9 protein-coding genes are annotated in these 12,833 nt (G+C 64.8%); 5 read left to right on the forward strand and 4 right to left on the reverse strand.

From position 1 onward, the window contains the following. The first annotated feature begins 18 nt into the window (after positions 1-18). Positions 19-2,235 carry a hypothetical protein gene (locus ACG2LG_RS06510; protein WP_396257406.1) on the forward strand — a complete coding sequence of 739 codons (2,217 nt, stop codon included), beginning with the start codon at positions 19-21 and terminating at the stop codon, positions 2,233-2,235. 117 nt (positions 2,236-2,352) lie between these two features. Here ACG2LG_RS06510 and purT read toward each other — a convergent pair whose 3' ends face one another. Then, positions 2,353-3,537 carry a formate-dependent phosphoribosylglycinamide formyltransferase gene (purT, locus tag ACG2LG_RS06515; protein WP_396257408.1) on the reverse strand — a complete coding sequence of 395 codons (1,185 nt, stop codon included), beginning with the start codon at positions 3,535-3,537 and terminating at the stop codon, positions 2,353-2,355. A gap of 115 nt (positions 3,538-3,652) precedes the next feature. On the opposite strand from purT, the gene tyrS reads away from it, so the two are divergent. Next, the gene (tyrS, locus tag ACG2LG_RS06520) at positions 3,653-4,825 is read left to right on the forward strand and encodes a tyrosine--tRNA ligase (protein ID WP_396257410.1); all 1,173 of its coding nucleotides are present in this window, start codon (positions 3,653-3,655) and stop codon (positions 4,823-4,825) included. An 83-nt stretch (positions 4,826-4,908) separates the two neighbouring features. Here the strand turns inward: tyrS and ACG2LG_RS06525 are convergent, their stop codons facing one another. Together ACG2LG_RS06525 and ACG2LG_RS06530 are read right to left on the reverse strand one after the other, a co-directional pair. Then, the gene (locus ACG2LG_RS06525) at positions 4,909-5,727 is read right to left on the reverse strand and encodes a DUF1961 family protein (RefSeq protein ID WP_396257412.1); all 819 of its coding nucleotides are present in this window, start codon (positions 5,725-5,727) and stop codon (positions 4,909-4,911) included. After that, positions 5,724-7,631 carry a hypothetical protein gene (locus ACG2LG_RS06530; RefSeq protein ID WP_396257414.1) on the reverse strand — a complete coding sequence of 636 codons (1,908 nt, stop codon included), beginning with the start codon at positions 7,629-7,631 and terminating at the stop codon, positions 5,724-5,726. The genes ACG2LG_RS06525 and ACG2LG_RS06530 overlap by 4 nt, the downstream gene beginning before the upstream one ends. A gap of 799 nt (positions 7,632-8,430) precedes the next feature. Here ACG2LG_RS06530 and ACG2LG_RS06535 point away from each other — a divergent pair. Continuing rightward, entirely contained in the window at positions 8,431-9,390 is a 960-nt protein-coding gene (locus ACG2LG_RS06535; RefSeq protein WP_396257416.1) for an endonuclease/exonuclease/phosphatase family protein, read from the forward strand. Between the two features lie 34 nt (positions 9,391-9,424). Then, a complete protein-coding gene (locus tag ACG2LG_RS06540) occupies positions 9,425-10,171 on the forward strand; it encodes a DUF1080 domain-containing protein (protein ID WP_396257417.1) in 747 nt (248 codons plus the stop codon). A gap of 7 nt (positions 10,172-10,178) precedes the next feature. Here ACG2LG_RS06540 and lipA read toward each other — a convergent pair whose 3' ends face one another. Beyond that, positions 10,179-11,168, reverse strand: a complete 990-nt coding sequence (gene lipA, locus ACG2LG_RS06545) for a lipoyl synthase (protein ID WP_396257418.1) — start codon at positions 11,166-11,168, stop codon at positions 10,179-10,181. 136 nt (positions 11,169-11,304) lie between these two features. On the opposite strand from lipA, the gene ACG2LG_RS06550 reads away from it, so the two are divergent. Continuing rightward, on the forward strand, positions 11,305-12,738 hold the full coding sequence (locus tag ACG2LG_RS06550) for a Gfo/Idh/MocA family protein (protein WP_396257420.1): 1,434 nt from the start codon (positions 11,305-11,307) through the stop codon (positions 12,736-12,738). Positions 12,739-12,833 lie beyond the last annotated feature (95 nt).

Here is a 12,833-nt window from a genome sequence, read left to right on the forward strand (position 1 = left end):
CTTCCAACCTCCGGCGTCTTGAGCTTCTCCATCTCCAACCTGCACTTCTCGCCGACTCCGATCACACTGGTGATCGGGATCGTCACGCTGATTTCGATCGCGGCGCTGAGCTTTCTGACCTGGCACCGCAGTCCGCACCGGGGCCGGACCGGCGCGCTCGAAGTCCTGCGCATGCTCGTCGCCCTGCTGATCGTGCTCCTGTTGTGGAAGCCGGAGTGGCGGACCGTGATCAACCCGGAAAGCAAGCCGGTCATCGCCATCCTCGAGGACAGCTCCGGGTCGATGGAAACGCTCGACGCCGAGATCCCGGCTGCCACCGATCCCGGCCAGCCGGTGGTGACCCGCGCCGAGTGGATCGATCAGGTCGTCGACGACGAACTGCGCACCACCCTGCAGGCCGACGGCAGCAACGAATTGATCGAACGCCGGATCGCGGCACCCCCGGAAGACGAATCCGCGCTTGCCGGCACCGACCTTTCCGAGCCTTTCACCCAACTCCTGGAACAGGGCGACAACCTGCGCGCGGTCGTGCTTTTCTCGGACGGCGACTACAACCTCGGCCAGCCGCCCGTCGTCGCCTCCCAAAAGCTGCTGCAACGCGGAGTCCCGCTCTTCACGGTCCCGGTCGGCAGCGGCAAGCGGCTTCCCGACCTCGACCTGATCTCCGTCACCGCGCCGACCTACGGCATCGTCGGCGAAAAGGTGCAGATCCCCTTCACCATCCGCTCGTCCCTCGAGCGAGAAGTCCGCACCGTGGTCCGCCTGCGCGATGAGAACGGCCGCGAACGGACCAAGGAGGTCGTCCTCCCGCCCGACGCTGAAACCTACGACTCCATCCTCTGGCAGATCGACGCGGAAGGGTCCGCCACCCTCGAACTGACGGTGCCGATCGCCGAGGGAGAGCGGATCGACTCCAACAACAGCCGCAAGTTCACCCTTTCCGGGCGTCCGGAATCAATCCGCGTGCTGGTCATCGAAACCCTTCCCCGCTGGGAATACCGCTACCTGCGCAACGCCCTCTCGCGCGACCCCGGCGTCGATCTTTCCTGCCTGCTCTTCCACCCGCAGCTCGGCATGGGCGACGGCCCCGACTACATCGCGGAGTTTCCTTCCCTGCCCGAGGAGCTGGCCCGCTACGACGTGATCATGATCGGCGACGTCGGCACCGAGCAGTTGTCCGTCGAGCAGTGCGGGATGATCGCGGGTCTGGTCGAGAACCAGGCCAGCGGTGTCGTCTTCCTCCCCGGACCGAAGGGCAACCAGCGGTCACTCCTCGACACCCCGCTCGGCGAATTGATGCCCGTGGTACTGGACATGGACAACCCGCAGGGCATCGTCGACCCGGTCGCCTCGCCACTCGAACTCACCGGTGAAGGCCGCGGCTCGCTGCTGACCCTGCTTGCGGATACCGAGGAAGGGAATCCCGACGTCTGGCGCTCGCTCCCCGGCTTCTTCTGGCACTCGGCCGTGGTCAAGGCGAAGGGCGGCACCGAGGTGCTCGCCGTCCACGCCAACCGCCGCACCAACTTCGGTCCCACCCCCCTCATCGTCACCAGCACCGCCGGCACCGGAAAGGTCCTCTACATGGGCATCGACTCCGCCTGGCGCTGGCGCCGCGGCGTCGAGGACAAATACCACTACCGCTTCTGGGGTCAGGTCGCTCGCTGGATGTCCTACCAGCGAAACATGGCCGCCGGTCAGCGCATCCGCCTGTTCTTCGCCCCCGAGAGACCCGAACCCGGCGACACCGTCACCCTCAATGCCAACGCCTTCGATCCCAACGGCGCACCCTTGGAAAAGGGCCAGGTGGCGGTCGATGCGACCCTTCCCGACGGCAGCAGCCAGCGGGTGATTCTCCAGAAGAATGACAGCGCCTGGGGATCCTTCAGCGGACGCCTGAAGATCACCCAGCCCGGCGAGTGGACGCTCTCGGCGAAGATCGCGGGCGAGAACGGTGAGGCGGTCGAGACCAAGCTGCTCGCCCAGGGGGTGGAGCTGGAAAAGGTCGGCCAACCGGCCCGGCCCGACGTCCTCGAGGAGATGGCACGCATCGCACGCGGAAGGATGATCCAGCCCGCCAGCCTCGCCGAGCTGATCCGCGAGATCGCCGCCCTGCCCGAACCGCGCCCGATCGAGAACCGCATCCCGCTCTGGTCGCAGTGGCAGACCGTCGCCCTCGTCGTCCTGCTGCTCGCCCTCTTCTGGACCGGCCGCAAGCTGAACGGGATGTTCTGATTGGCGGCTGGCATTCCAGCAAGACAGCATCCCCACGCGGACCGCGATCCCGCATCGCGCGGGATCGCCCCGGAGCCCAAGCAAGGACCGCACGACGCTGTCGCGCACCGTCTCGACTCACAGTTCGATCGCCATCCGCTCCGCCACCGCCCGCGCCTTGGCCCGGGCCTCATCGACATCTTTCCCCCGCGCCAGCGTCACCGCCATCCGCCGTTTTCCGGCCACCTCGGGTTTCCCGAAGAGCCGAAGCTGCGTGTCCGGCTCGGCCAAGGCTTCGGCGAGATTTCCAAAACGGACCTGCTTCGACTGGCCCTCGACCACCACCGCACACGAGGCGCTGGGGCCATGGGTCCGGATGTTGGGAATCGGCAGCCCGAGGATGGCCCGGGCATGCAGGGAGAACTGACTCAGATCCTGCGAGATCATGGTCACCATCCCGGTGTCGTGGGGTCGCGGCGACACCTCCGAAAAGATGACCTCGTCGTCCTTGACGAACATCTCGACGCCGAACACGCCGAAGCCCCCGAGAGCAGCGGTGACATCGCCGGCCATCTGCCGCGCACGGAGCAGCGCCGCCTCACTCATCGGCGCGGGCTGCCAGGACTCCCGATAGTCGCCGTCGACCTGGATGTGGCCGACCGGATCGCAGAACGACGTGCCGCCCTGGTGGCGGACCGTGAGAAGCGTGATCTCGTAGTCGAACTCGACGAAGCCCTCGACGATCACCTTGCCCGCCCCGGCGCGACCGCCGGCCTGCGCATGTTCCCAGGCGGGCTGGATGTCGGCCGGGGATCGCAGGGTGCTCTGGCCCTTTCCTGACGAGGACATGATCGGCTTGACCACGCAGGGCAGGCCGATCCCCTCGACGGCCGCCCGGTATTCCTCGATCGTCGCGGCGAAGGCATAGGGCGAGGTGCGGCATCCGAGTTCCTCGGCCACCATGCGGCGGATCCCCTCGCGGTTCATCGTGAGCTGCGTGGCCCGCGCGGTGGGAATGACCGTCGAGAGGCCCTCCTCTTCGATCGCCGCCAGCACGTCCGTCGCGATCGCCTCGACCTCGGGCACGATCAGGTGCGGCTTCTCCAGCTCGATGACCCGCCGAAGCTCCGCCCCATCGAGCATCGAAAACACATGCGCCCGGTCCGCCACCTGCATCGCCGGTGCATTCGGGTAGGCATCGCAGGCGATCACCTCCACTCCGTAGCGCTGCAGCTCGATCACGACCTCCTTGCCCAGTTCCCCCGAGCCGCAGAGCATGACCCTCTTCGCCCCGGCGGTGAACGGTGTTCCCAATGAACTCATGTGCCAAGAAGAGGAAACCCGACACCGGGAAGGAAGCAAATTTGAGCCACCTGCTCGTCCGCCCGCCCCCGCTCACGGCTTGCAAACCCCGCCGCGGTCCCCTAGTCCCTCCGGCGTGACGCCGGAAGCCCAACTCCAAACGCTTGTCGCCGGGACCGCCAAGGTGCTCTCCGAGAAGGAACTCCTCGAGCGCCTCAAACTCGGTCGGCCGCTGCGCGTCAAACTCGGCCTCGACCCGACCTCCCCGGACATCCACCTCGGTCACACCGTGGCGATGGAGAAACTCCGGCAGTTCCAGGAGTTCGGGCACCAGGTCGTCCTCATCATCGGTGACTTCACCGCCACCATCGGCGACCCCTCCGGCCGCTCGGCCACCCGCCCGCCCCTGAGCCGCGAGGAGGTGCTCGCCAACGCGAAGACCTACACCGACCAGGCCTTCAAGATCCTCGACAAGGACCGCACCGAGGTCGTCTACAATGGCGAATGGTTCCGGAAGATGACCTTCGAGGACGTGCTGCGCCTCAATGCGCGGGTGACGATGCAGCAGATGCTTCAGCGCGAGGACTTCCGCAACCGCATCGACAAGGGTCAGGAGGTCCGCCTTCACGAGATCCAGTATCCCATCGTCCAGGGATGGGATTCGGTCGAGGTCCGCGCCGACGTCGAACTCGGCGGCACCGACCAGCTTTTCAACCTCCTCGTCGGCCGCGACCTCCAGAAGGAGGAAGGGCAGCCACAGCAGATCGTCATGACGATGCCTCTGCTCGAAGGCCTCGACGGTGTGCGCAAGATGTCGAAGTCCTACGACAACTACGTCGGCGTGAGCGACGAACCGCAGGACATGTTCGGCAAGCTGATGAGCATCTCCGACGAGTTGATGGCACGCTACTACCTGCTGCTGTTCGGCGAGACGCTCCCGGCCGACGCCCGCCCGATGGAGGCCAAGAAGTCACTCGCCGAGAAACTCACCGCCCGCTACCACGGCGACGAAGCCGGCAAGGAGGCGCGTGCGGACTGGGACACCCGATTTTCCAAGAAGAACCTCGTCGATGCCGACCTGCCCGAACTCCCCTGCCCCGGCGAGACGACGGTGCTGGCCCTGGCCTCAAGCGCATTCGAGACCGCCTTCGAGCTGAAGAAGTCCAACGGCGAGCTGCGAAAGCAGTTCATCCTGCCCGGCGCGGTCCAGTTGAACGGCGACAAGCTCACCGACCCAACCGCCATGGTCGCCCCGCAGTCCGGCGACATCCTCAAGCTCTCGAAGAAGCACGCCGTCCGGTTCATCTAGCGCGGGGAGCGCCGGCGTCCCTCCGGCGACCCTCAACCACCGCTACGCAGCGGCGGGGCCTTTCGTCGCCAGGCCGACCACTGTCACGGAGCAGTCTCCGCCGGCGTCGAAACCCGGAAGTTCCGGTAGCGGGCCGATCGGGTGAACATGTGCCGCAGCCCGATTCGACCCCCGGTGACCACCGGCAGTTTGTCGTTGCGCAGATGGCAGTGGCGGACCTTATCCGGATTCTCGATCCGCAGGAGGAGATCGCGTTCCCGCTTGATCACCGTGATGCGGTGCGTCACCCCCGGATCAAAGAGGGACTCGAAACGATAATCGGGCTCGAGCTCCGTTCCCTTCAATCCGGTGCGGTGCGGCATGTAGCGCCGGCCGCGGATGTAGGAGGTCTCGTCCGTCCCGGAGTTTCCGAAGGCGGCGTAACTCACATGATAGGTATTCATGTGGTCGTAGTAGATCCGCATCGACGGCACCCGGCGCTGCTCGCTCCAGCTCGCGATGTCCCTGGCGAACGAGCCCCTGCCGCTGCCGGTGGCCTGGATGTAGAGGATGGTCACGCAGCGCCGTTCCTCGTCGAGCCGGGTGTAGTCGTACTCGATCTTCAGGTCCCCCTCGAAACTGTCGCGCGTCCACAGCACCATGTGATGCGCGTCGTTCCTGAACTCGGGACCCGCGGTCAGCGTCATCCCCTCGGGGCCGTTCGTCACCTTGCCCACCTCGCCGTCGAGAAACCACTTCTGCTCCCAGTCGCCCGTGCCCTCATCGGCAAACACCTCCCGCCACGGGCGGTCGTCCGCCTGCTGAAACGCAGCACGCTCGGCGGCATCGTCTCCCGGATCGGCGCACGCCGGCACGGCAGCCATCGCCAGCAGCAAGAAAACCCTTCCTGTGTTCCTCATCATCTCATGAAATCGAGAACCTTCTTCCGCTCGCCTTTCTGAATGGTCACCACACCGCGATCATAGTCGGCCTGGAGAAAGGGACTCTCCAGCACCTTGGAAGGGGCGTAGTCGACCGGTTGCCCGTTGATCGTCGGCACGGCTGTCTGGCCGGTGTCGAAAGTCAGGGCATCCGCGTAGATCGTCTCGTATTTCAGTACTCCTCCCTCCATCTCCGGCTCGTTGGCCTTCACCCTCGACTTGAAGGCATCGAAGCCATCGAGATCCCGTTTGGCCATGACCTCGAGGATCACCGGGGCGAAGTCGTCGTCCGGCAACACCACCCTGCCCGGTGGAGCCACTCGTGTGGGCCCCTCGATGGACGGGTTCGAGACCTGCTTCTCGGTGAGCGTGAATTCACTGCCGACCACCCGGATCGCGGCGTAGGCGCCTTCGGTCTCGACAAAGACGAGGTCTCCATCCCGCACCGGCTCGCCCATTCCCTCGGCCGGCATCCAGACGATCATCGGGCCGCCGCTCTTGTGGCCCTTCAACTTCTGGGTGATCAGGCTGCCCTGGCTCTGCACCGACCAGTGGCCGTTGAGCACGTCGCGCGCCCGGCCCGCCGGGCGCACGACCGGGACGATCCGCGCCGCCGGGTTGTCGCCGAAGATGATTCCCTGCCAGCGCCCCTGGGCGCTGATGTGGATCCAGTCCTCCAGCGGCCGGGCCTCGGTCATGAGCGTGCCGATGGTGAAGGCCGGATCGCAGTAGCTGTAGCGAACGATGCCTCCGCCGTCGGTGCGGAACCGGTTCGGCTTCATGGCATCCGACATCACCGCCTCGCCGACGCCTTGCTCACCGAGCCCCTGGGCGCGCTGGATGACCTCATACGCGCCGTCACCCCGGGACCCATGGGCGATCTCCGCCACCACCGCCGGCGGCTCGTAGTCGCTGAGCAAGGCATTGATCTCACCGTTGATGATGGTGGGCTTCTTCCCGATCCCAAAGTAGAACCATCCCAGGGCGGGAATCCCGTGCGTGGAAGAATTGAACCCCTTCACGCCGCGGATGCGGGTCTTCCCTCCCCCGGCGACACCCTGCAGCTGCTCCTGGGCCCAGTACGCCCAGTACAGATCCAGCAACATCCCGGCGGAACGCCGCACCTCCGGGGTGCCGAAATCACGGAAGTTGTAGAATCCCTTCAGCCAGACCGAATTGTATCCGGGGCACATGATCTCGATACACACCCCCTTCTTCGCCCGCTCCCGGCAATATACGACGATGTAGTCACTCCATGCCTGGTAGTGCTCCTCCAGACTGGTTCCATCGTCGAGCTTCAGCTCCTGGTAATCCGGCCGATCCTTCGCGATCCTGGCGAAATGCCACTGGACCGTGAAGTCCATGGCATGGTGATTCTCGGTACTGTGAAAGTCCCAGGTCTCCGTCGCGGCATGGTCCGGCTGGTTGTGCGTGGCGCTCTCCTTGACGTAGATCCAGATCGGCTTCAGGCAGACCGTCGCGGTCTCGGCGGTCAGGCGTCCCACCTCGACCGTGCCGTCCGGCCCGTACATGTCGATCAGGCGCATGACGATGTCCGCATGCCAATGAAAGCTGTCGCGGTCGATGATGTCCTTGGGGTTGTCGAGGTAGTGTTGGGCGTTCTCGACCAGCGCGGCATTGGCCTCGTCGAGCATCTCGCCGAGGTGGAAGCACCGCGCCGCAAAAAGGACGATGGAGTTCGAGTATGCCCGCGTGTAGTTGCCACGTCCGGGCCGCAGAGGAGGTTGCTTGGCGGCTCTCTTGAGTGGTTTGCCGGAGTCCGCCTCGAAAAACGCCTCCACCCTTTGCTCGAAGCCCGGCGCTCCATGCTCCGGCACCGGGTTCGCTGCATGAGCATTCACCATGCCCGGGACGAAGAGCACCATGAGTATCCCGTGATGAACTTTCCACATGGGCTTCGTCTACTTCTCGCCACCCGTTGAGCTTGCAGCCTTCGAGACCCGGTGGCGACGGTACAAAAGGAGGCCGGGACCGTGGCGCTTCCCTTAACGCACGATCCCGGCAGTCCGATTGAAGGCCAATCGAGGGCGAACCCCCGCATGAACACTACTTCATGGCCTGAATGTTCCTGGAAAGATCCGGCCACCGACCCGCCCCCCCGGACGGATCGGTTGCCGATGCGCAACTCCTTGAAATGTCGGCCTCTTGAGTCCGCCCCCCGACGGACATCGAAGCCGGTTCCCCCATTGTCGGAGTCGCGGTGATGAAAGCTTCGATGATTTTCCCACCGGCCTTGGGGCCGATGAGAAAAGCGAACCCACCCCACTCGGAACCGCCCTTCGGGCGATGCGTTCCCCCCAGATCGTTACCACCTTGTGGCTGGTTCCGAGTTGGGGTGAAGTTCGTCATCACTTACCCCAATCGCCTCCTGTCACCCCGATTTCCAAATTTTCTTAACTTTCTGTCGAGTGGGACTATCCCAATGCGCTTCCCATCGTGGTTGATTGACTAGAAACCTCGATAAATCAAAGAATTCAGGTGATTTCGCCCGGGTGTGAGATTTCCGGAAACCGGGCGGATTTTTTGGCTCTCCGTCAGATTTGCTGAGCCACCGAAGAACAGTGCGGGCATGGCCGGGACGCAGAGAACGCAGAGGAGACGGATTCATCCATTCTTCGACCGCCGTCCCTTGGCCGTTCACATCGGACGTGTCAGCTTCGGGGCGTGCAGGAAGTTGAGCACTCGGGAAAGAAGCCGAAATCCCGCCGCTCGTGGCCGGGTCTGGTGCTGGTGATCGGAGCCGGGCTGCTTCCGGTGCTCGGGGAATTCGGTCGCCTTCACTGGTTGCTCGATCTCTTCAGCCATTTTCAGGCCCAGTATTTCATCTTCATCGCCCTGTGCGGACTCCTGCTCTTCATCCGCGGCCAGCGTCGCTCCGCCATCGTCGCGGCCGTTTTTCTGATCCTGCCCGCTGTCCGGCTCGCGCCGCTCTGGATCCCCCCGGCTCCAAAGGGCGAACCCGACATCCGCGTCGCGACCTTCAACGTCCTCGGCTCCAACACCCGCTACGCCGAGACCCTCGACTGGATCCGCCGGGAACAGCCGGACGTGGTTTACCTCTGCGAACCCACCCCCGCATGGGTGGAGGCCCTGCAACCACTCGCCGAACTCTACCCGCACCGGGTCGAAAACCCGAAACGCGGGAACATCGGCTTCGTTCTGTTCTCGCGCTTCCCGATCCGCGACACCCGCATCACCGAGCACGGCGCGGTCGAGGTGCCGCTGGTCGCCATCACGGTCGAATTTCCATCAGGCCCGGTGCGGGTCTTCGGAGCCCATCCGCTGCCTCCGATTTCCGGATTCTGGGCCGGGGAGCACACCCTTTACTTCGAGGCCCTGGTCACCGGTGCCGCCGCCTCCGACACGCCGACACTGATCCTCGGTGACCTGAATGCGACGCGCTGGGGCCGCCGGGGACGGGAATTGATCGAGGCCGGATTCGAGGACGCAGCCGTAGGGCGCGGCTATCGGGCCACCTGGTCGCGCTCGAATCCATTGTTTGCCATTCCCATCGATCTCATTCTCAGCCGCGACCTCGGAGTCTGCGTGGAGTTCGGGCTCGGACCCGACCTCGGTTCCGACCACCGGCCGGTGATCGCGGGATTTCAGGCCAGCTCCCCGTGATAAGTCCAGCCACCCCTCATCGTAACGCCCCGCCATGACTTCCCAATTCCAAGGCAACTCCCGCCGCGGCTTCATGAAATCGGCGGGGATCCTCGGGGCCCTCTCCGTCCTGATCGCATTTGCTGATGCCGAAGCCCCGCGCGCCTTTGTCGACGGCAGCGGGCAGGGCTGGAAGCCTCTGACCGAGGCCGACTTCGAAAACGTCAACTGCGACGACGATACCTGGACCTGGAAGGACGACTTCATTGCCTGCACCGGCAAGCCGATCGGCGTGATCGCCTCGAAGGAGGCCTACACGAACTTCGAGCTGGTGCTCGAATGGCGCCACCTCAAGGACGCCGGGAATTCCGGTGTATTTGTCTGGGCGACGAAGGACTCCCTCGACCGCTTGCGAGCCAAGGAGGGCGCCCCCCTGCCGGACGGCATCGAGGTGCAGATCCTCGACCCCGGCTACGACCTCGCCTTCGAAAAGAAGACCGGCAAGCCGCCCAACTGGTTCACCTGCCATGGCGACGTCTTCCCGGTGCGCGCGAAGATGACGCCCTTCCCCCCCGTGGCCCCGAATGGCGAGCGCAGTTTCCCGACCAAGGAAACGACCCGCGACACCGGCGAGTGGAACCACTACTACATCCGCTGCATCAACGGTGAGGTGCGGCTGTGGGTGAACGGCGAGGAAGTCTCGGGCGGCACCGGTTGCCAACCGGCGACCGGATACCTCTGCCTCGAATCCGAAGGCTCTCCCATCGAATTCCGCAACCTGCGAATCCGCGTGCTTCCCTGAGGCGACCTCACGCCACCGAGCTGCGCACGATCTCCTTCCGTGCGGCCGGGATCGGGAGATCCTCCGGCTGGAGATCCAAGCCGTGGACCGGTTTGGCTTTGTCCGCATCCTCAAGGATGTCGAGTTCCGGACGGAAATCCGCCGCGTGGTAGGAGCTCCGCACCAGCGGCCCACTGGCCACATGGCGGAAACCCTTGTTCAGGGCGATCTGCTTGTACTCGTCGAAGCGTTCCGGCTTGAGATAGTCGACCACCGGCAAATGCCGCGGCGTCGGCCGAAGATACTGGCCGAGGGTCAGCACCGTGACGTCGTGCTCGAGCAGGTCATCCATGCTCCTCAGAATCTCCTCATGGCGCTCGCCCAGGCCCAGCATCATGCCGCTCTTGGTCGCCACCTTGCCGCCCACCATCGCCTTGGCCTTCTTGAGAACCCTCAGGCTGCGATCATACTTGGCGCGTGACCGGACCAGAGGCGTCAAGCGCTCGACCGTTTCCAGGTTGTGGTTGAAGATGTGAGGCCGCGCATCCATCACCATCTGCAGGGCCCAATCGCGATCATTGAAGTCGGGCACCAGCACCTCGATGATGATGCCGGGGTTGAGGGCGCGAACCGCCTCGATGGTCTTCTGGAAATGCTCCGCCCCGCCGTCGCGCAGGTCATCGCGGGCGACTGCCGTAATGACCACGTGATTGAGCTTCATCCGCCGGGTCGCCTCGGCCACGCGGTAGGGTTCGTCGTCCTCGAGAGCATCCGGCTTGGCCGTCTTGACCGCACAGAACCCGCAGGCGCGGGTGCACTTCTCGCCGGCAATCATGAAAGTCGCCGTACCCTGGCCCCAGCATTCCCAGCGATTGGGGCACTGGGCTTCCTCGCAGACCGTCACCAACTTGAGGTCGGTGATCATCGACTTGGTGGACCAGAACACCGGATCATTGGGGAGACGGACCTTGATCCAGGACGGCTTCTTGTCCTGGTGCAGGTCCGGGTCCATTTTCATTTTGGGACCGTGGCAACCGCTCATCGCGGGCAACCTAGGGGCCATCCGGCAACCGGAAAAGCGGAATTTCCCGGCATCTCGGGATCCCGACTTCCTCTGAAATCCCGAGCGACCCGGGATCGTAAACCTTTCCAACATGAGCCGTCCCCAATTTCCCCGCCGCCGCTTCATCCAGACCCTCGGTGCCTCGGCACTGGCCACCTTCCCCGCCTTGGGAGCCGCCGGCGCCAACGACCGGGTCCGCCTCGGCGTGATCGGTTGCGGAGGGCGGGGCTCGTCACTGACCAAGCAGTTCAGCGGACTGGCGGACGTCGAGATCGTCGCCCTCTGCGACGCCGACACCGCGCACATGGAAAAGCTCGCCGGCGGTTTGAAGTCCAAGCCGGCCCTCATCCAGGACTACCGGAAGCTGCTCGAGCGCGACGACATCGACGGCGTGATCATCGCCAGCCCGAACCACTGGCACGCCCTGCACACCATCCACGCCTGTCAGGCGGGCAAGGACGTGTATGTTGAGAAACCGGTCACCCACCGGCTCGAGGAAGCCGCCCCGATGATCGCCGCTGCCGAGAAATACGGACGCGTCGTCCAGGCCGGCACCCAGAACCGCTCGGACAAGGGGCTCATCGAGGCCTTTGATTTCATCCAGAAGGGCGAGATCGGCAAGATCACCGCCATCCGCGGCCTGTGCTACCGCAACCGCAAGTCGATCGGCGCCAAACGCGACACACCGCTCACTCCCCCCGCCACCTGCGACTACGACCTCTGGCTCGGGCCGGCCGAGGACCTGCCCATTCTGCGCCCCAAGTTCCACTACGACTGGCATTGGATTTTCAACACCGGCGACGGCGACATGGGCAACCAGGGACCCCACGAGACCGACCTGATGGCCTGGGTGCTCGGCGACCCACCGCCCCCGACCAAGGTCCGGACCTTCGGCCAGCGCTTTGGCTGGAACGACGCCGGCAACACCCCGAACCTGCTGACGTCGTCCTTCGAATACGGTGGCGTGCCGGCGATCTTCGAGGTCAACAACCTGTGGGTGAAGCCCGGCACCAACGCAGCCGCGTCCTTCAAGGGCATCCGTGTCGGCATCATCGTGACCTGCGAGGGTGGCGAGTTCCGCGGCGGCCGCGGCGGCGGCAACGTCTTCGGCCCCGACGGCAAGGAACGCCTGCACAAGTTCCCCGGCGACGCCGGCGGCGGTCACGCCCGCAACTTCATCGACGCGATGAAGTCGCGGAAGGCCAAGTCACTCCACGCCCAGATTGCCAACTCCTGCGGCAGCGCCGCCCTCTCGCACTACTCGAACATCTCGCACCGCGAGGGCGAGGAAACCACCGCGAAGAAACTGCGCGAGGAGACCTTTGCGTCGTCGCCGGCCATGCTCGAGGTGCTCGACCGCCAGGAAGCCCAGCTTGAGAACTGGTCGATCGACAAGGGCACCGCGCCGTACGTGCTCGGAGCGGAAATCACCATCGACTCCGGCAAGGTCACCAGCCCACTCGCCGATCCGAAACTCGTCGCGCCGTTCAACCGCAAGGGCCACGAGGTCCCGGCGACGGTCTGAGTGATAGGGGTAGGGACGGCGCATTGGCTTGCGCCGCCCCTCCCTTCGAACCGGACGTGCGGATCTCCCGCATCCGGCTGTCCAGTCAGCGGTTT

Origin of the sequence: Haloferula sp. A504, assembly GCF_044385805.1 — a bacterium.
GTDB lineage: Bacteria > Verrucomicrobiota > Verrucomicrobiia > Verrucomicrobiales > Akkermansiaceae > Haloferula.

Bases quoted from the DNA above. Each gene is read 5' to 3' on its own strand.
- purT (WP_396257408.1), bottom strand. From the start codon at position 3,537: ATGAGTTCATTGGGAACACCGTTCACCGCCGGGGCGAAGAGGGTCATG.
- ACG2LG_RS06525 (WP_396257412.1), bottom strand. From the start codon at position 5,727: ATGATGAGGAACACAGGAAGGGTTTTCTTGCTGCTGGCGATGGCTGCC.
- ACG2LG_RS06530 (WP_396257414.1), bottom strand. From the start codon at position 7,631: ATGGTGCTCTTCGTCCCGGGCATGGTGAATGCTCATGCAGCGAACCCG.
- ACG2LG_RS06540 (WP_396257417.1), top strand. From the start codon at position 9,425: ATGACTTCCCAATTCCAAGGCAACTCCCGCCGCGGCTTCATGAAATCG.
- lipA (WP_396257418.1), bottom strand. From the start codon at position 11,168: ATGAAAATGGACCCGGACCTGCACCAGGACAAGAAGCCGTCCTGGATC.
- ACG2LG_RS06550 (WP_396257420.1), top strand. From the start codon at position 11,305: ATGAGCCGTCCCCAATTTCCCCGCCGCCGCTTCATCCAGACCCTCGGT.